This is a genomic window from Frigoribacterium sp. CG_9.8 (assembly GCF_015751965.1).
GTDB lineage: Bacteria > Actinomycetota > Actinomycetes > Actinomycetales > Microbacteriaceae > Lacisediminihabitans.
Window position 1 is genome coordinate 420,184 of record NZ_JADOVH010000001.1, and the last position, 17,462, is coordinate 437,645.

Annotated in this window: 17 protein-coding genes; 12 read left to right on the plus strand and 5 right to left on the minus strand. The window is 63.6% G+C overall.

The window, feature by feature from the left end; genetic code table 11:
- The first annotated feature begins 59 nt into the window (after nucleotides 1–59).
- Entirely contained in the window at nucleotides 60–923 is an 864-nt protein-coding gene (locus IWX88_RS02165) for an amidohydrolase (protein WP_196826749.1), read from the plus strand.
- A 34-nt stretch (nucleotides 924–957) separates the two neighbouring features.
- A complete protein-coding gene (locus tag IWX88_RS02170) occupies nucleotides 958–1,947 on the plus strand; it encodes a class I mannose-6-phosphate isomerase (RefSeq protein ID WP_196826750.1) in 990 nt (329 codons plus the stop codon).
- Nucleotides 1,948–2,038: 91 nt separating this feature from the next.
- Here the strand turns inward: IWX88_RS02170 and IWX88_RS02175 are convergent, their stop codons facing one another.
- Together IWX88_RS02175 and IWX88_RS02180 are read right to left on the minus strand one after the other, a co-directional pair.
- Nucleotides 2,039–2,506 carry a hypothetical protein gene (locus IWX88_RS02175; RefSeq protein ID WP_196826751.1) on the minus strand — a complete coding sequence of 156 codons (468 nt, stop codon included), beginning with the start codon at nucleotides 2,504–2,506 and terminating at the stop codon, nucleotides 2,039–2,041.
- A gap of 149 nt (nucleotides 2,507–2,655) precedes the next feature.
- A complete protein-coding gene (locus IWX88_RS02180) occupies nucleotides 2,656–4,197 on the minus strand; it encodes an amino acid permease (protein WP_196826752.1) in 1,542 nt (513 codons plus the stop codon).
- 192 nt (nucleotides 4,198–4,389) lie between these two features.
- On the opposite strand from IWX88_RS02180, the gene IWX88_RS02185 reads away from it, so the two are divergent.
- The 5 genes from IWX88_RS02185 (at nucleotide 4,390) to IWX88_RS02205 (ending at nucleotide 9,590) form a co-directional block, all read left to right on the plus strand.
- Nucleotides 4,390–5,757 (plus strand): glutamine synthetase family protein, encoded by a 1,368-nt coding sequence (locus IWX88_RS02185; protein ID WP_196826753.1) that lies wholly within the window; start codon nucleotides 4,390–4,392, stop codon nucleotides 5,755–5,757.
- A gap of 22 nt (nucleotides 5,758–5,779) precedes the next feature.
- Nucleotides 5,780–6,574, plus strand: a complete 795-nt coding sequence (locus IWX88_RS02190) for a gamma-glutamyl-gamma-aminobutyrate hydrolase family protein (RefSeq protein WP_196827792.1) — start codon at nucleotides 5,780–5,782, stop codon at nucleotides 6,572–6,574.
- Nucleotides 6,571–7,932 carry an aldehyde dehydrogenase gene (locus IWX88_RS02195; protein WP_196826754.1) on the plus strand — a complete coding sequence of 454 codons (1,362 nt, stop codon included), beginning with the start codon at nucleotides 6,571–6,573 and terminating at the stop codon, nucleotides 7,930–7,932. Before IWX88_RS02190 ends, IWX88_RS02195 begins: the two co-directional genes overlap by 4 nt.
- A 68-nt stretch (nucleotides 7,933–8,000) precedes the next feature.
- On the plus strand, nucleotides 8,001–8,789 hold the full coding sequence (locus IWX88_RS02200; protein ID WP_196826755.1) for a 3-oxoacyl-ACP reductase: 789 nt from the start codon (nucleotides 8,001–8,003) through the stop codon (nucleotides 8,787–8,789).
- A gap of 42 nt (nucleotides 8,790–8,831) precedes the next feature.
- Complete coding sequence (locus IWX88_RS02205; protein ID WP_196826756.1) at nucleotides 8,832–9,590, plus strand: FadR/GntR family transcriptional regulator; 759 nt, start codon at nucleotides 8,832–8,834, stop codon at nucleotides 9,588–9,590.
- Nucleotides 9,591–9,752: 162 nt separating this feature from the next.
- Here IWX88_RS02205 and IWX88_RS02210 read toward each other — a convergent pair whose 3' ends face one another.
- Both IWX88_RS02210 and IWX88_RS02215 read right to left on the minus strand, forming a co-directional pair.
- Entirely contained in the window at nucleotides 9,753–10,211 is a 459-nt protein-coding gene (locus tag IWX88_RS02210; protein WP_231368728.1) for a hypothetical protein, read from the minus strand.
- Entirely contained in the window at nucleotides 10,211–10,402 is a 192-nt protein-coding gene (locus IWX88_RS02215) for a hypothetical protein (RefSeq protein ID WP_196826758.1), read from the minus strand. The genes IWX88_RS02210 and IWX88_RS02215 overlap by 1 nt, the downstream gene beginning before the upstream one ends.
- 158 nt (nucleotides 10,403–10,560) lie before the next feature.
- On the opposite strand from IWX88_RS02215, the gene IWX88_RS02220 reads away from it, so the two are divergent.
- Together IWX88_RS02220 and IWX88_RS02225 are read left to right on the plus strand one after the other, a co-directional pair.
- Nucleotides 10,561–11,718, plus strand: coding sequence for an SLC13 family permease (locus tag IWX88_RS02220; protein WP_196826759.1), 1,158 nt, complete (start codon nucleotides 10,561–10,563; stop codon nucleotides 11,716–11,718).
- Between the two features lie 188 nt (nucleotides 11,719–11,906).
- Nucleotides 11,907–12,347 (plus strand): hypothetical protein, encoded by a 441-nt coding sequence (locus IWX88_RS02225; RefSeq protein ID WP_196826760.1) that lies wholly within the window; start codon nucleotides 11,907–11,909, stop codon nucleotides 12,345–12,347.
- Here IWX88_RS02225 and IWX88_RS02230 read toward each other — a convergent pair.
- A complete protein-coding gene (locus IWX88_RS02230) occupies nucleotides 12,344–13,312 on the minus strand; it encodes a magnesium transporter CorA family protein (RefSeq protein WP_196826761.1) in 969 nt (322 codons plus the stop codon). The genes IWX88_RS02225 and IWX88_RS02230 overlap by 4 nt on opposite strands.
- A gap of 44 nt (nucleotides 13,313–13,356) precedes the next feature.
- Between IWX88_RS02230 and IWX88_RS02235 the strand changes: the two genes are divergently transcribed.
- The 3 genes from IWX88_RS02235 (at nucleotide 13,357) to ilvD (ending at nucleotide 17,445) form a co-directional block, all read left to right on the plus strand.
- Nucleotides 13,357–14,847, plus strand: a complete 1,491-nt coding sequence (locus IWX88_RS02235; RefSeq protein WP_370568133.1) for a trehalose-6-phosphate synthase — start codon at nucleotides 13,357–13,359, stop codon at nucleotides 14,845–14,847.
- Nucleotides 14,847–15,662 carry a trehalose-phosphatase gene (gene otsB / locus IWX88_RS02240; RefSeq protein ID WP_196826762.1) on the plus strand — a complete coding sequence of 272 codons (816 nt, stop codon included), beginning with the start codon at nucleotides 14,847–14,849 and terminating at the stop codon, nucleotides 15,660–15,662. Before IWX88_RS02235 ends, otsB begins: the two co-directional genes overlap by 1 nt.
- 85 nt (nucleotides 15,663–15,747) lie before the next feature.
- Nucleotides 15,748–17,445: a dihydroxy-acid dehydratase gene (gene ilvD / locus IWX88_RS02245; protein ID WP_196826763.1), complete on the plus strand. Its 1,698-nt coding sequence runs from the start codon at nucleotides 15,748–15,750 to the stop codon at nucleotides 17,443–17,445.
- Nucleotides 17,446–17,462 lie beyond the last annotated feature (17 nt).

Consider the following 17,462-nt stretch of genomic DNA (forward strand, 5'->3'; position numbering starts at 1 on the left):
CCGGGGCTCGGCCGGGTTTGATCATTTTTCCACGCCAACCGTCGACCAGGGAGCGACTGATGACTGATCTGTACCAGCCGAGCCAGATGATCGATGCTCACCAGCATTTCTGGACGCCCTCCGAGCGACAGTACACATGGCTCGATGCGGCCGGGGCGCCGCTCAACGCGGACTTCGGCCCCGAAGACATCGAGGCGGATGTCGCCGCTGCAGGAATCACCGCGACCGTGCTCGTGCAGGCCGCCGATACCTACGAAGACACCTTTTACATGCTTTCCGTCGCATCGCGGGTGCCCGTCGTGCGCGGGGTGGTGGCCTGGGCACCGCTCGATCGCGCGGCCGAGGCTGAAGCCGCGCTCGACCTGTATGCACAGTCATCCGTCGTGCGCGGAATCCGCACGCTGAACCACAATTACTCTGATCCATGCTGGCTGCTGCGTGAGGATGTGACTTCCGCAGTCGCGCTGCTCGCGCCACGCGGGCTGACCCTCGACGTGGTGAGCACCCTCCCCGAGCACCTCGCCATGGTCGCGGAGCTTGCGGGGCGACATCCGCAACTCACGATCGTGCTCGACCATCTGGCCAAACCCGACATCGCCGGCCGAGCCTGGGAACCATGGGCATCGCTGATCGCCGAGGTCGCTGCCCGGCCCAACGTGAACGTCAAGATCTCCGGACTCAACACCGCCTCAGCCCCCGGCTGGATCTGGCAAGACTGGCTACCGTACGTCGATCACGCGGTGGAGCACTTCGGCTCGGACCGAGTGATGTTCGGCAGCGACTGGCCGGTCACTACCCTGGCCGGCAACTTCTCCGGAGTGTGGCGGGCCCAGCGCCGAGTAATCGCCCATCTCAGCCCGGTCCAACAGGATGACATCTTCTACCGGACCGCCCTCCGTGCCTACTGCCTCGACCTTGCGTGAGCAGTGGAACTGACCCGAAAAGGACATGAACGCAATGAATCATCCTGAGCTTGTCTTGCTGCCGGCGAACCAGCCGAGTGCGCGGTTCTATCGTGGCGGCCAGCGCATCGCTGACTTTCGCTCTGCACCGCCAGCCGACCCGTCCACACCGGAGGACTGGATCGCATCGGTCACCACGGTGCGCGGCCAGTCGCCCGCGGGCCTCAGCCGCTTGCCAACCGGCGAGCTGCTCGCGACACTGATTGCCGATCATCCGCTCGAGTGGCTCGGTGCCGCGCACGTCGAGAGCTTCGGGGCTGATACGAAACTGCTCGTCAAACTGCTCGATGCCGGCCAGCGTCTGCCGGTTCACGCTCATCCCGATGCGGCATTTGCTGCCAGACATCTCGGCGCGAGTCATGGCAAGGCGGAGGCCTGGTACATCCTCAGTCCGGGCACAGTTCACCTCGGTCTGCGCGAGACAGTCGATCCTGCGACGCTACTCCGGCTCGTCGCCGACCAGCGCACCGACGAACTGCTTGCCATGCTGCACGCCGTGGAGGTGCAGCCGGGGGACAGCGTCTATGTGCCACCGGGGGTGCTGCATGCGATCGGGCCGGGCATCCTGCTTGCCGAGGTGCAGGAGCCGGAGGACCTCTCCATCCTGCTCGAGTGGAACGGCTTCGATCTCGACGGCGCGCGCGATGGCCATCTCGGTCTCGGGTTTGAGAAAGCACTGACAGCAGTCGAACATACCGAGCGATCGGATGATGACATCCGCGCGCTCGTGCACCGGAGCGGTTCGGAGGCCCTCTTGCCCGCCGAGGCGCGCCGCTACTTTAGGCTCGACCACCTCTCGGGTGGAGCCGCGCTGCCGGCGGGATTCGCGGTGCTTATTGGGCTGAGCGGGGCCGTGAGCCTGAACACGGAACGCGGCGACGAGGCACAGGTGAGTTCGGGGGAGACGATGCTCGTGCCCTTCGCGGTCGGTGCGCTGCGGCTTGAGGGATCCGGAACCGTACTCGTCGCGAGACCGCCGGCCTGACTCAGAGCCTCACGCTCGTCGAGCTGGCACCCTCGTCCAGCTACCCTCGTCGAGCTAGTTCACCCCTCGGTGGCTGTGCCTGCGAAGTGGTTCAGGCGGCCTTCCGCGGCCTGAACAAGCGGTGTTCATTGCGCTGCACCTCAACTACGGGTTTGTCAGCTACGACCGTGTACGCAACGGGCGTATAAGCAACGGGCGTGTCAGCTAGGGCCGTGTAAGCAACGGGCGTGTCAGCTAGGGCCGTGTAAGCAACGGCCGTGTCAGCAACGACCTCGAGCACAGCCTCAAATTCACCGCCGTTCGGTGTTGCGGCTTTTTGCTCAACCCCGGGTACAGCGATCTGGTCGGCGATGTCGCGGGCGATAAACTCCGCGATCGTTTCGCCAAAGAGTGAGTCGGTATCAGTGCTTGCACGAAACTGTAAAGTCCACATGCCGCCGGCGCCGACAGCCTTCAGCAATCGTTCGCGTACGAGCTCGAATACGTACTCATCGATCCTGGCTGCTTCTCCAGCCGAGTTCTCGGGTGAGATCGCGTGGTTGTGCGTGCGTGATTCCATGACGACTCACCCTCCCGATTGCGGTTTACACCTTAAACAGTACCCATCCGATGCCTCCAACACGGATGATGACACGCCGCTACGCCAGGACACTACTTACGAAAAACGGCTCCGGATGCAGCATCCGAAGCCGTCAATCGAATGGTCGGTTATTTAGAGAAGATCTCGTCTTCCATCGCGTCGTAGCCCTCGGCCTGCGGGTCACCGTGGAGGCCGCCGCTGAGCGCATATTCCTCCTCCGGTGACAGCACGAGTCCGTTGCGCCCGAAGAGCGCAAAGAGCCCGACCCCGACAACGAAGATGATCACGAAGGTGACCACGGCGAGCGAGAAGACGGAGTTGGCGATGATGCCGATGAAAGCGGCGATAGCGATGATGCCGGCAACAACGGCACCCGCGACTCCGGTCGGGCTCTTGTACGGCCGCTTGGCGTTGGGGAATTTGCGACGAAGCACGATGAATGAAACCATCTGCATCACGTAGGAGATCACTGCCCCGAAGACCGCGATGAACAGGATGATGCCGGTCGCGGCACCTGCTGCGTCTGGATTGACAGCCGGGATGATGATGGCGACGACGATGAGAATGACGAAGCCGATCGCCCCGCCTACGAGCAGCGCAACCCAGGGTGTCTGGTGCTTCTTGCCCGTGAGGGAAAGGAACTTGGGATAGTACCCGGCCCGTGACAGGGAGTACATGTTGCGTCCATAGGCAAACATGATGCCCTGCAGCGAGGCGAGCAGTCCGGTCAACGCAAAGAGGGCGAGCAGCGCGGCGACGCTGTCGGGCAGAAACGCCCGGAATCCGGCAAGCAGCGGCTCGTCACCGTCGCCGGGTGAGACGGTGAGCGCCTTGGCCCCGGTGACTGCGGGGTTGAGGAAGAGGATCACCAGTCCGAAGAACGCGAGGGTGATGATGCCCCAGACTCCCGCCTTCGGAATGTCCCGCGCGGGCTCATTGGCCTCTTCTGCGGCGAGCGGAAGCTCCTCGATACCGAGGAAGAACCAGATGGCGAAGGGGAGGGAGAAGAGGATGCCGACGGCACCGAACGGCAGGAAGCTTGAGTTGCCATCAATCGGTTTGATGTCGAACAGCCGGGTGAAGTCGACGGCTCCGTTGGCGATGGCAAGAACGGCGAACAGGAGGATGACTCCCATCGAGATGATCGCCACGATGAGAGCGAAGCGGAAACCAACGGACGCGCCGAGGGAGTTGAGTCCGATGAAAATCGCGTAGAGAATTATCCACAGAATCCACGCCGGTACCACCGCGCCGGTGAAGTCGGTGATGATCTGACCGGCGTAGGCGGCCGAGAACAGCACGATCACGGCGGTGGTCACCACGTACTCGATTGACTCCGAAATTCCGGTGATGAATCCACCCCAGGGGCCGAGCGCGGCTCGAGCGAAGGAGTAGGCACCTCCCGTGTGTGGCATCGCAGCGGACATCTCGCCGATGGAGAAGATCATGGCGAAGTACATGACGATGATGATGATGGTGCCGATCAGCAGGCCGCCCCATCCGGTAGTGGCGAGACCCACATTCCACCCGGAGAAGGCACCGGAGATGACGGCGGCGATGCCGATGCCCCAGAGTCCCCAGAAACCGGCGGTGCGCTTGAGCGATCGTTTCTCGAAGTAGCCGTCTTCGGCCTTCGTGTAGGTGACGCCGGAGACTGTGTTCTTTGACATGCATTCCTCCAGGAGGGGATCGTCGGAAACCGGGCGCGGTAAGCGACCGCATGATGCTTATCCGAGAGCATGGCGTTTATTGGTACTTGTTGTCTACCTTTGGATGTAAACAGTGCGTTACATGCTCTAGCATCGGGGGCACGTCATCATGACGCAATGGTTGGTAAATGCTCGATAAGACGAGGAACTCCTATGGCCGCACGCACGGGAATGCTCACCACTCACCAGCTCAACGAGCTCATCGATGCCGGCACGATCGACACGGTGATCGTGGCGTTCACTGACATGCAGGGGCGCCTGATCGGCAAGCGGGCATCCGCTCGACTGTTCAAGGAGGAGATCAGCAGCCACGGCGCGGAGTGCTGCAACTACCTCCTGGCGGTGGATGTCGAGATGAATACCGTTGACGGCTACCGCATTTCCTCGTGGGAGAAGGGCTACGGCGACATGGCGATGATCCCCGACCTGTCGACCCTGCGACTCGTACCGTGGATCCCGGGAACAGCCCTCGTCATGGCCGACCTCAGCTGGCTCGACGAGCGTCCGGTCGACCCTGCCCCTCGCCAGATCCTCAAGACGCAGATCGCCCGCCTCGCCGACCAGGGCATGATCGCGTGCGTCGGCACCGAGCTCGAGTTCATCGTCTTCGACAACAGCTATCGGGATGCCTGGAGCAGGGGCTATGTGGGCCTCACCCCGGCGAGCGACTACAACATCGACTACGCACTCCTCGCGTCCACGCGAATGGAGCCGTTGCTGCGCGACATCCGCGTGTCCATGGAAGGTGCGGGGCTGTATTGCGAGGGTGTCAAAGGGGAGTGCAATCTCGGGCAGCAGGAGATTGCATTCCGCTATGACGACGCCCTCACGACCTGTGACAACCACTCGATTTACAAGAATGGCGCAAAAGAAATCGCTGATAAGCACGGCAAGGCACTCACCTTCATGGCCAAGTTCAACGAGAAGGAGGGCAACTCCTGCCACATCCACATCTCGTTTCGAGGCACGGACGGAGCTGCGGTCTTCGCCGACGACACCGACCCGCTCGGCATGTCGAAGATGTTTCGTCACTTCCTGGCTGGCCAGCTGAAGACCATGCGCGAACTCACCCTGTTCTTTGCACCCAACATCAACTCGTACAAGCGCTACGTCGAGGGCAGCTTTGCTCCGACCGCGGTCGCCTGGGGGCTCGACAACCGCACGTGCTCGCTGCGCGTCGTCGGGCATGGGCTCGGGATGCGCGTGGAGAATCGCGTGCCCGGCGGAGATGTGAACCAGTACCTCGCCACTGCGGCACTCATCGCCGGTGGGCTCTATGGCATCGAACACGAGCTGGAGCTCGAGCCGATGTTTGAAGGCAATGCCTACGGCGGTGACGCCCCGCGCGTGCCGACCACCCTGCGGGAGGCCGCCGAACTCTTCGGCCAGTCCGAGATTGCGCGGGAGGCTTTTGGTGCGGATGTCGTTGAGCACTACCTGAATAACGCGCGCATTGAGGTGCAGGCGTATGACGCCGCCATTACGGACTGGGAGCGGGTGCGTGGCTTTGAGCGATTCTGAAAATACTGCCTCTGACAACCCGATGTCGCCGGCTCCGTCGGCGCTGGCGTCGCGTGATCGCCACAGCGCCAGCGCGCCGATCATCGGCCTCACCACCTACCTCGAGCAGGCCCAGACCGGTGTGTGGGACGTACAGGCGGCATTTCTCCCGAAGGTCTACTTCGAGGCGATCACGCGTGCGGGCGGTATCGCCGTTCTGCTGCCGCCGCAACCGGTCTCCGACGAAATCGCGAACCGGGTGCTCGACGGCCTCGACGGGCTGCTGATCACCGGCGGAAAAGACGTGGATCCGGCCCGCTACGGCCAGGAGCCGCATCCGACCACTGACATTCCCCGCACCGACCGCGATGCCTGGGAGGACGCGCTGCTCACGGCGGCGATCGCCCGCGAACTGCCATTCCTCGGTATCTGCCGCGGTGCCCAGGTGCTCAATATCGCTCGCGGGGGCACTCTGCATCAGCACCTGCCCGAGGTGATCGGCACCGACAAATACCAGCTCGGTGGCGGCACCTTCGGTCAGGTCGACATCGAAGCCGATGCCGACAGCGTCGTCGGGCGACTCGTGGGCACCGACCCACTCGAGGTTGCCGTCTACCACCACCAGGCCATCGACCGGGTGGGAGACGGACTGCGTATTACGGCTCGCACCGCGGATGGCGTGATTCAGGCCGTCGAACTCGAGGGCGTGCCGTTCGGAGTGGCGGTGCAGTGGCATCCGGAGCAGACCGGAGACGACCTTCGGTTGTTCGCCGGACTCGTGAAAGCAGCCCAGGAGCACAGCTTCTCGAGCGCCAACCTTACGGAGGCCGGGCAATGAGTGGCATCACCCTGATCAACCCCGCAACGGAGCGCGCACTGCAGACCGTTGTGCACACCACCCTCGAGCAAGTGGATGACGCGGTCGCCGATGCCATGTCTGCCCAGCGCGCCTGGGCGGCGCTCCCGCCGGCTGACCGTGCCGCCGCGCTCCGGCGCTTCGCCGCGACCGTCGACGGTGATCTGGAAAATCTTGCCGGCCTCGAAGTGGCAAACTCCGGGCATCCGATCTCGCAGGCGCGCTGGGAGGCAGGGCATGTTCGCGATGTGCTCAACTATTATGCCGCGGCGCCGGAGCGGATGATCGGCAAGACCATCCCGGTGGCCGGCGGCATCGACGTGACCTTCCTCGAGCCGCTCGGGGTTGTCGGCGTCATCGTGCCGTGGAACTTTCCCATGACCATTGCGGCCTGGGGTTTCGCGCCCGCGCTCGCCGCCGGAAACGCTGTGCTGCTGAAGCCAGCGGAATGGACACCGCTCACCGCGATCCGTCTTGGCGAACTGGCCCTCGAAGCGGGCTTTCCGCCCGGACTCTTTCAGGTACTGCCGGGCAAAGGCTCGGTCATCGGCGAGCGGTTCGTGACACATCCAGAGGTACGCAAGGTGGTTTTCACGGGCTCGACAGCGGTGGGAAAGGGCGTGATGGCCGGCTGTGCCGACCAAGTGAAGGCCGTAACGCTCGAGCTCGGTGGCAAGTCGGCAAACGTGGTGTTCGCCGACTCCGACCTCGAGAAGGCCGCGGCGACGGCCCCCTACGCGGTGTTCGAGAACGCTGGCCAGGACTGTTGCGCACGCAGTCGCATCCTGGTGCAGCAGAGCGTCTACGACCGCTTTCTCGAGCTGCTCGAGCCCGCGGTGAAGGGCGTGCGCGTCGGCTCTCCCCTCGCCGACGACACCGAGATGGGGCCGCTGGTCTCTGCGGCGCACCTGGCGAAGGTGCGCTCCTATGTGCCCGATGACTCGCAGGTCGCCTTCCGGGGTAGTGCTCCGGATGGCGCGGGCTACTGGTTCGCCCCGACGGTGCTGCTGCCCAGCTCGCGCTCCGACCGGGTGGTTACGGATGAGATCTTCGGCCCTGTTGTCAGTGTGCTGCCATTCGAGGATGAGGCGGATGCCATCGCTCTCGCCAACGACAGTATTTATGGGCTGAGCGGCTCGATTTGGACGAGAGACGTCGGGCGTGCCATCCGCGTCTCCCGAGCGATCGACAGCGGTAACCTCTCGGTCAATTCGCACTCGTCGGTGCGCTATTCCACTCCGTTCGGCGGGTTCAAGCAGAGCGGCCTCGGGCGCGAGCTCGGGCCGGATGCTGCCCTCGCTTTCACCGAGACCAAGAACGTCTTCATCAGTACCGATTGATTGATGCGCCGGCCGCCACGCGGCCGATATGCGTACAACTCGACCAGCACCAGTCAGGAGCACAGCACATGCCAGTAGCGAAGATCGACCTCACCCAGCGTCTCGCGGGAAAGGTGGCCGTCGTCACCGGGGGAGCAAGCGGAATCGGTCTTGCCACCGCGCGGCGGTTCGCAGCGGAGGGGGCGACCGTGGTGATCGCCGACTTCAACCCGGTGTCGGGTGCGGCGGCCGCTGCCGAGGTCGACGGTCTATTCGTGCAGGTCGATGTGACCGATGAAGCCCAGGTCAACGCCCTGTTCGCAACTGCCAATGAGACCTACGGATCGGTGGATATCGCATTCAACAACGCGGGAATCTCCCCTCCCGATGACGACTCGATCGAGACCACCGAGTTGCCAGCGTGGCAGAACGTGCAGGATGTCAACCTCAAGTCGGTCTACCTGTGCTGCCGGGCAGCGCTCAAGTACATGGTCGCCCAGCAGTCCGGCTCGATCATCAACACGGCCTCGTTTGTCGCGGTCCTCGGGTCGGCGACCAGCCAGATCTCCTACACGGCGTCGAAGGGTGGGGTGCTCGCAATGAGCCGCGAGCTCGGCGTGCAGTTCGCGCGCCAGGGCATCCGGGTGAACGCCCTGTGTCCCGGACCGGTGAATACGCCACTGCTGCAGGAGCTCTTTGCCAAGGACGAGGAGCGCGCCCAGCGTCGCCTGGTGCATATTCCGACGGGCCGATTCGCCGAACCGGAGGAGCTCGCCGCAGCGGTCGCCTTCCTCGCGAGCGATGACTCCTCCTTCGTCACCGGTTCGACATTCCTCGTTGACGGCGGTATCAGCGCGGCGTATGTGACGCCTCTGTAGAGCAAACGACGAGTAATGAGCGACTTCAGTGAGTGACCAGCAATGAGCAACGCAGACAGCGGACTACTGCGAGCGGATGTCGCCGGCGACGCCCTTTTCAGACCCGTGCGAGCTGGCAACGCGTTCGAGGAGACAGTCAGCCGGCTGCTGCAGGCCATCCGCCTCGGGATCGTGCCGCCGGGGGAGGCTCTGCCAGCGGAGCGCGACCTCGCCATACGATTCTCGGTGAGTCGCGATACCGTGCGCGAAGCCATCCGCTCGCTGTCCGATGCGGGCTTTCTCGTCTCGAGGCGGGGACGCTACGGCGGTACTTTCGTGGTGGATGAGCCACCGACGCGGGTCGCCGCCTGCGGGATCGACGGGCTCGTGGCATCCGCACCTCCCACGGCGGAGGAAATCGAGGATGTGCTCGCCCTTCGTGAGATTTTGGAGGTGGGGGCGGCGCGTTCTGCTGCGGGTCGCAGTCTCGTGGCAGGCGATCGCGAGCTGCTGTGGATGCGGCTGGGAGAAACCGCGACGGCGACCGTCGCCGACTACCGGCGGCTCGATTCGCGGCTGCATCTCACCATCGGGGAACTCGTGGGAGCACCGTCGCTCGTGCCGATGATCGCAGAAAACCGAATGCGGGTGAATAGCCTGCTGGATGACATTCCCCTGCTGCAACGGAACATTGAACACTCGAATCAGCAACACGAGCGCATCGTCATCGCCATTCTTACCGGGGATGCCGAGGGTGCTGCGTCTGCGATGCAGGAACATTTGGAAGGGTCGGCAGCGCTGCTACGCGGATTTCTGGCCTGAGGTCGCGCTGGATCTAGGTCGGGGGTCGGTGAGTGCTCATTCACGCTGTCGGGTGTCATCTTCGCATCGTCCCGGGGTCGTGGGCGATGCGAAGATGACCCTTGAGCTGGTGGGCGGGGGCTGGTGGGCGGGGGCTGGTGGGCGGGGGCTGGCGAGTCGGAGCTAAGCGGTCGGAGGTGACTTCGGGGTGCGGGGTGTGGTCGGCGCCTCGGGGCCAGCAGCCTTGGGACCGGCAATTTTTGTGGCGGATGTTTTCTTGGGCGTGACCGGCTCAACCGGCTCAACCGGCTCAACCACTGTGACCGGCCCGACCGGCATGACCTTTGTCGTGGTTGTCTCGGCAGTCGTGTTCGCGGCAGTTGCAGGCGGAGCGGCAGGCGCGGCAGTTGCAGGCGGAGCGGCAGGCGCGGCAGTTGCGGGCGGCTTTGGCGGCTCATTCTTCTGCACATAGAGCTGGGCAGCGCGAGTGGCCACGAGCAGGAACCGCACGAGCAAGAAGATCAGCCCGACCAGGATGGCGAGTGCGAGCAGGGAGAAGAAGCCCCAGAGCACCAATCCGAACAGGCCGAGAATGCCCGGTCCGGTGTCGTGCATCCCCGGAATCAGTGGGTTGATCATCATTATTCCTCTCGCTGGTCGACGGCGCGCGATCGCGCGATTACCGAGTCCACCGCTATGACGACGGTGATGGCCCAGCTCATCCACATGAGGGCGAGCCGCCAGTCGCGCGGACCTTTTCGTGTCGTCTGGAGGGTACCCCACCCACCAAGTACGGCACTAATGAGCGAGCCACTGAAGATATATTTGCGCAACGGATGCCTTTCCGGTCGGTGTTTCCACGGTACTCCGCTGCACAGAGTGCTGCTAAGAATGCTGCACAGAGTGCTGCATTGAGCGTTTTGACGAGTGCCGCGACGAGTGCCGCGACGACTGCCGCGACGAGCAGGGTGACTGAGGGAGGTGGACTGACGTGCGAACCGCGATTCTCGGGGCCGCACTGCTCCTGCTCGGTGGTGTGGCAATAGCCACGGGCATCCTCCCTGCAGCGGATGCCGTGGCTATCGGGCAGCGCGTCTGGCCGATCCTTCTCTTTGTGGTCGCGGTAACCGTGGTCACCGAGCTTGCCGCGGAAGCGGGCCTGTTCCGACTCGTGGCCGAGCAGACCGCCCGCTGGGGCCGCGGCCGGGCCTGGCTGCTCTGGCTGCTTGTACTCGCACTCGCAGTGGTCGGCACGATCTTTCTATCGCTCGATACGACAGCCGTGCTTCTGACCCCGGTCGTGGTGATCCTCGCTCGTCATGCCGGGTTATCCCCGCTGCCGTTTGCTCTCACGACGGTGTGGATGGCGAACACTGCGTCCTTGCTGCTCCCGGTATCGAACCTCACGAACCTCCTCGCCCAACACGAGCTCGGGGGCATTGACCCACTCCAGTTCGCGGCTCTCACCGCGGTACCGGCGCTGATATCGGTGGTGGTGCCCGCGATCATCCTCTTTCTGTTCTTTCGCCGGGAGCTGCTGGTGCGCTACCGAACCGAGCCGATCGATGCACCCAACGACCGGGTACTCCTGATGGCGAGCGGGGTGGTCGTGACGCTGCTGATCCCCGCCCTGGTATCCGGCCTCGACGTCTGGTTACCGACGGTGATCGCGGCTATTGTTCTCGCGGGATTCTTCCTCGTGCGCCGCCGGTCAATTCTGCGATTTGGCCTGCTGCCGTGGCAACTCGTGCTGCTTGCCTGCGGACTCTTCCTCGTCGTGGAGGCAGCCCACTCGCTCGGTCTCGGGATGCTCCTGGCGACGATCTCTGGCACCGGTCATGATCCGCTGAGCCTGCTTCGACTGGCGGGGGTTGCGACCCTCGGTGCCAACGCCATCGATAACCTGCCCGCCTACCTGGCTCTCGAGCCGGTTGCCGGGGATCCGGTTCGCCTCGTCGCACTGCTAATCGGGGTGAACGTCGGTTCGCTCATCACACCCTGGGCGTCGCTTGCCACGTTGCTCTGGCACGACCGCCTCAGGGCGCTGGCTGTCGAGCTCTCCTGGGCACGGTATGCACTGCTCGGACTCGTTGCGGCTCCGGTCACGGTGACCCTGGCGACTCTCGGTCTCGCTCTGACCCAGCGCTGATTTCCCCGGCATTTCCGCTAACTCGGAGCTAGCGCAAAGTTTGCTCCCAAGCCGCGCACAGGACGCCTTAAAGCTGCACAAAATCAGCCCGTTTCGATGTGAGTCTTCACAGGAACACCGAGTGGCCGGTCACCGCCTCTTAGCGTGGATCCCACGCTATCGCCGCTTCAACTTTCCCAGGGGGACTAATGACAACCACGCCACTCAACGAGCGAACCGCTGAAGCTCCTACTACCGTCAACCGCACGGCTGCCATGAGTCGTCGCATCGCCGCCGGGCTCGGGCTCGCCACGATTGGCGCGATTCACATTCTCGACCTTCCCGGGAAGCTTGCCGAGACGCCGTACCTCGCGATCATGTACATCATTTTGATCATCGGGGCCTTCGTGCTGACAGAGCGGCTTTTCGTCTCGGGATCACGGATCGACTTCATTGCGGCGGCTGCGCTGTCGGCCGCAGTTATCGTGGCATTCACGATCAACCGCACCGTCGGGATGCCGGCAGCCACCGGCGACATCGGCAACTGGCTCGAGCCCCTCGGCCTGCTCTCCCTCGTGGTCGAGGCCTTCGTTCTCTGGCAGTGCATCGCCGCGATCGTCGGACTGTCCCGCACACCGCGCCAGAGCTAGAGCCAGTCGCGCTTCTTGAACTGCAGATAGAGCCCGAGGGATGCGACGGCGATCAGCCCGAGCGACATCCAGGTACCCCATGCAGTGCCGAAGCCGATAAATGCCAAGTTCTGACCGAAGAATCCTGTGATGGCGGTCGGAACGGCAATGATGGCTGCCCAGCTCGTCACCTTTTTCATGATCAGGTTCATCCGATTGCTCTGGATGCTCAGGTTCGTGTCGAGGATCGTCGAGACGAGATCACGCAGGGATTCCGTCCACTCGCTCGCTCGCAGCACATGGTCGTAGACGTCTTGAAAGTAGGGCGTCATTTCCATGTCGAAGGTGTGGAGATCACGACGCAGCACCGTGTTTACCACCTCGCGCATCGGCAGCACCACGCGGCGCAACAGCACTAGTGACTTGCGAAATTCGAAGGAGCGGCGCTGCACCTCTTTGTCACGGGGGCGATCGTCGAACAGGGCATCCTCGAGCTCTTCGGAGGCAGTGTCCAACTGCTGCACTGTCTCGAAGTGGCCATCGACGATCTCGTCGAGCAGTCCCCACAGCAGGTAGGACACGCCGTGCTTTGCGAGATCCCTGTCACTGTCCCAGCGCTCGACGACCCTGGTCATGTCGAAGTCCGGACCGTGCACCGTCACGAGCGCGTGCGGAGTGATGAAGGCCTTGATCTCGTGGGTCTCCAACTCCCCGGTTGCGGTGTCGAGGCTGACAGCGTAGGCGGCAAGAAACAGGTGCGTGTCGTAGCGGTCGAGCTTCGGTCGCTGGGATGAATGCACGGCATCCTCCACCGCAAGCGGGTGCAGTCCGAGTTCCTCGCTGATGGTCGCAAGATCCGCCTCGCTCGGAGATAAAAAATCCGCCCAGACGGTGCAGCCTTTTTCGAGGATGTGGTCGGAGATGTCCTCGACCGGGAAGCTCTCCGTCTTCAGCGCGCCGTGGCTGTACAGCCGAGTAGTCACCATCGGGCAATGCTAGTTGGGCACGGTGCGGTAAACTCCACGACACAGTGACTCCTCCGACGCGCGGCACCTACAGCTTCGTTGTCGTGTCCAATCGCCTTCCGGTCGATCGGGTGATTGGCACCGATGGCGCCGGGAGTTGGAGCCGTTCTCCCGGCGGGTTGGTCACTGCTCTCGAGCCGGTTATGAAGCAAAACGAGGGCGCCTGGATCGGCTGGGGCGGTCAACCGGACCTCGAGCTCGACCCGTTCGAGAGCGACGGAATCCACATCATTCCGGTGATGCTGAGCGTTCTCGAGATCGAGCGCTATTACGAAGGCTTCTCCAACGACACCCTCTGGCCGCTCTATCACGATGTGATCGCGCCCCCGAGTTACAGCCGTGAGTGGTGGGACAGCTATGTCGAGGTCAACCAGCGGTTCGCGGATGCTGCGGCGAAGGCAAGCGCGCCGGGAGCGGTGGTCTGGATTCAGGATTATCAGCTGCAGCTCGTGCCGAAGCTGCTGCGCACGATGCGTCCTGACCTGACGATCGGCTTCTTCAACCACATCCCTTTCCCGCCCTACGGCATCTACTCGCAGCTGCCGTGGCGCACCCAGATAATCGAGGGACTTCTCGGAGCAGATGTGATCGGCTTTCAGCGGGTCGCCGACGCCAGCAACTTTCAGCGCGCGGTGCGCCGCCTCAAGGGTTACTCCACGAAGGGGTCCCAAGTGGAGGTGCCGCTCGTCGATGCCTCGCCCGGGGTGCGGGTGTTCGGGGAGATCACGCGCCAGGGCTCGTTTCGCACGGTGGTCGCCCGCGCGTTTCCCATCTCGATCGACAGCGCGAGTTTCGAAGAACTCGCCCGAAGCCCTGAGGTGCAGGAGCGGGCGAAGCAGATCCGGATCGAGCTCGGTAGCCCGCGCACGGTGATGCTCGGAGTCGATCGGCTCGACTACACCAAGGGCATCACGCACCGGCTCAAGGCGTATGGCGAGTTGCTGGCCGAGGGTCGGCTGAGCGCCGAGGATGTCACGATGGTGCAGGTTGCCAACCCCAGCCGCGAGCGGGTGCAGGCGTATATGGCGCTGCGCGACGAGATCGAACTGACCGTCGGTCGCATCAATGGGGACTACGGCACGATCGCGCACGTACCGATCAGCTACCAGCATCACGGCTTTCCCCGCAATGAGATGGTGGCGCTCTACCTGGCCGCCGACGTGATGCTGGTGACTGCGCTTCGGGATGGAATGAACCTCGTGGCAAAGGAGTACGTCGCCTGCCGCTTCGACGACGATGGCGTGCTCATCCTCAGTGAGTTTGCGGGGGCCTCGGACGAGTTGAAGCGCGCGCTGCTGGTCAATCCGCACGATATCGACGGGGTGAAGGACGCCATCATGCAGGCCATCTCGATGCCGAAGGGCGAACGGACTGCGCGGATGCGGTCGCTGCGCAAACGAGTGCTTGAGCATGATGTCTCGCGGTGGTCGCGCGAATTTCTCGGAGTGCTCGGGAGCCGGGCGCACCACGGATCCGAGGGTCACGAGCGCGTCTGATGGTCGATGTTGACACCCCGCCCAATTTCTCCCGCCTTCCCGAGCCGTTCATCGGGGCGCTTCGCGAGCTTGCCCGCACCCGCCGACTGCTTGTCGCTCTCGACTTCGACGGCACGCTCGCACCGGAGGTGGATGTTCCGGAACGGGCTCGCGCGCTGCCGGAGGCTCGTGCGGCCGTGCTTCGCCTCAACGACATGCCCAACACGCGGGTGGCACTCGTCTCCGGGCGCGCGCTGGACAGTCTGATTTCGGTCTCTGACCTGCCAGACAGCGTGCTGCTCGTCGGCTCGCATGGCATCGAGCTGCGGCTCGATAAGCCCGGGGACAGCGTCACCCTCAATACCATCGAGTTTGAGCGCATCGACGTGCTCGGCGAGGTGCTTACTGAGGTCGCCAAATCCTTCGATGAGGTCTGGCTCGAGGAGAAACCGGCCGGCTTCGCTCTCCACACTCGCCTCGCCTCGGAGCACAACAGCCGGATCGCCCATTTAGTCGCGCGCAGCGAGACCGCTGCGGAGCTCGACGACCTCACGATCCGCAGCGGCAAGGATGTGCTCGAGTTCTCGGTGCGATCCACCAACAAGGGCGAGGCTATCGAGCATCTGCGCACCTACACGAACGCCACTGCGGTCTTTTATGCTGGCGACGACGTGACAGACGAGGATGCCTTCGCGGCCCTCGGTGCGGATGATGTCGGCCTCAAAAGCGGCTCGGGATCGACCCTCGCAAACTTTCGGGTCGGCGGCCCGATCGATGTCGCCAGGGCGATCAATCTGCTCGCGGATCTCCGCGAGGGCGATGTACACGAGCAGTAGTGGGCGTGACGCCCTCACTCTTCGCGGCGGCCTCACGGCACCGATGGAGCTAATCCACTGGCGGCGACGTTCTAGACTCTGATACATGCCCGAAACAGTCGACTGGAAACCCCGTTCTCGCGTCGTAACCGATGGCCTCGAAGCCACGACGTCTCGCGGCATGCTGCGCGCTATCGGCATGGGTGACACCGACTGGGAGAAGCCGCAGATCGGCATTGCCAGCTCGTGGAACGAGATCGGCCCGTGCAACCTCAGTCTCGATCGCTTGGCAAAGGCCGCGAAAGAGGGCGTGCACTCCGGCGGAGGCTATCCGTTGCAATTCGGCACTATCTCCGTCTCCGATGGAATCTCGATGGGTCATGAGGGAATGCATTTCTCCCTGGTGAGCCGCGAGGTGATCGCCGACTCCGTCGAAGTGGTCATGCAGGCCGAGCGCCTCGACGGCTCGGTGCTGCTGGCCGGCTGTGACAAGTCCATCCCCGGCATGTTGATGGCCGCCGCGCGCCTCGACCTCGCCTCGGTATTCCTGTATGCCGGCTCCATCGCTCCCGGCTGGGTGAAGCTCAGTGACGGAACCGAGAAGGACATCACCATCATCGACTCCTTCGAAGCGGTTGGCGCCGTTCAGGCCGGCACGATGTCGGTGGAGGACGCCAAGCTGATCGAGTGCGCCTTCGCTCCCGGCGAGGGTACCTGTGGAGGCATGTACACCGCTAACACGATGGCGAGCGTTGCCGAGGCGCTCGGAATGAGCCTGCCGGGGTCGACCAGCCCCGCGTCGGCAGATCGTCGCCGCGATAACTTCGCGCACCGTTCCGGCGAAGCTGTGGTGGGAATGTTGCAGCGCGGGCATACTGCCCGCGACATCCTCACCATGAAGGCGTTTGAAAATGCGATCGCGGTCGGGATGGCCCTTGGCGGTTCAACCAATATCGTGCTTCATCTCCTTGCCATCGCAAACGAGGCCGAAGTGCCACTCACCCTCGCGGACTTCAACCGCATCGGAGACCGGGTGCCCCACATTGCCGATGTGAAGCCATTCGGCAGGTTCGTCATGAACGACGTTGACCGCCACGGGGGCGTGCCGGTACTGATGAAAGCGCTGCTGGATGCCGGACTGCTGCACGGAGATGCGCTGACGGTGACCGGCAAGACAGTGGCCGAGAACCTGGCGGAGTTGAACCCCGGTCCGCTCGACGGCACCGTCTTGCGCACGCTGGACAACCCATTCCACGCCACGGGCGGACTCACCATCCTGCATGGGTCGCTCGCTCCCGAAGGCTCGGTTGTGAAGACGGCCGGATTCGACTCGACGCTGTTCGAGGGCCCGGCTCGCGTGTTCGAGCGGGAGCGGGCCGCGATGGATGCTCTTGAAGCGGGCACGATCACGAAGGGCGACATCGTCGTCATCCGCTATGAAGGACCCAAGGGTGGGCCGGGTATGCGCGAGATGCTCTCGATCACCGCTCGGATCAAGGGAGCTGGGCTCGGTAAGGATGTACTACTCTTAACAGACGGTCGATTCTCAGGCGGCACAACCGGACTGTGCATCGGCCACATAGCACCCGAAGCGGTGGACGCAGGTCCCATTGCCTTCGTGCGCGATGGTGATCTCATACGGGTCGATATCGCTGCTCGATCCCTCGATTTACTTGTCGACGAGACTGAGCTAGCCGCTCGCCGCTCTGGCTGGGCTCCGCTTCCCCCGCGCTATACCCGTGGCGTCCTCGCAAAATACTCGAGGCTCGTGCACTCTGCCTCAGAGGGCGCAATCACGGGCTGACAGCCGTACGAGTCAGC

What these genes read in the sequence shown, in the direction of transcription:
- IWX88_RS02205 (WP_196826756.1), top strand. Translation starts at nt 8,832, where the DNA reads ATGAGCAACGCAGACAGCGGACTACTGCGAGCGGATGTCGCCGGCGAC.
- IWX88_RS02180 (WP_196826752.1), bottom strand. Translation starts at nt 4,197, where the DNA reads ATGTCAAAGAACACAGTCTCCGGCGTCACCTACACGAAGGCCGAAGAC.
- IWX88_RS02210 (WP_231368728.1), bottom strand. Translation starts at nt 10,211, where the DNA reads ATGATGATCAACCCACTGATTCCGGGGATGCACGACACCGGACCGGGC.
- IWX88_RS02225 (WP_196826760.1), top strand. Translation starts at nt 11,907, where the DNA reads ATGACAACCACGCCACTCAACGAGCGAACCGCTGAAGCTCCTACTACC.
- IWX88_RS02230 (WP_196826761.1), bottom strand. Translation starts at nt 13,312, where the DNA reads ATGGTGACTACTCGGCTGTACAGCCACGGCGCGCTGAAGACGGAGAGC.
- IWX88_RS02170 (WP_196826750.1), top strand. Translation starts at nt 958, where the DNA reads ATGAATCATCCTGAGCTTGTCTTGCTGCCGGCGAACCAGCCGAGTGCG.
- IWX88_RS02175 (WP_196826751.1), bottom strand. Translation starts at nt 2,506, where the DNA reads ATGGAATCACGCACGCACAACCACGCGATCTCACCCGAGAACTCGGCT.
- otsB (WP_196826762.1), top strand. Translation starts at nt 14,847, where the DNA reads ATGGTCGATGTTGACACCCCGCCCAATTTCTCCCGCCTTCCCGAGCCG.
- IWX88_RS02195 (WP_196826754.1), top strand. Translation starts at nt 6,571, where the DNA reads ATGAGTGGCATCACCCTGATCAACCCCGCAACGGAGCGCGCACTGCAG.
- ilvD (WP_196826763.1), top strand. Translation starts at nt 15,748, where the DNA reads ATGCCCGAAACAGTCGACTGGAAACCCCGTTCTCGCGTCGTAACCGAT.
- IWX88_RS02200 (WP_196826755.1), top strand. Translation starts at nt 8,001, where the DNA reads ATGCCAGTAGCGAAGATCGACCTCACCCAGCGTCTCGCGGGAAAGGTG.
- IWX88_RS02165 (WP_196826749.1), top strand. Translation starts at nt 60, where the DNA reads ATGACTGATCTGTACCAGCCGAGCCAGATGATCGATGCTCACCAGCAT.
- IWX88_RS02190 (WP_196827792.1), top strand. Translation starts at nt 5,780, where the DNA reads ATGTCGCCGGCTCCGTCGGCGCTGGCGTCGCGTGATCGCCACAGCGCC.
- IWX88_RS02185 (WP_196826753.1), top strand. Translation starts at nt 4,390, where the DNA reads ATGGCCGCACGCACGGGAATGCTCACCACTCACCAGCTCAACGAGCTC.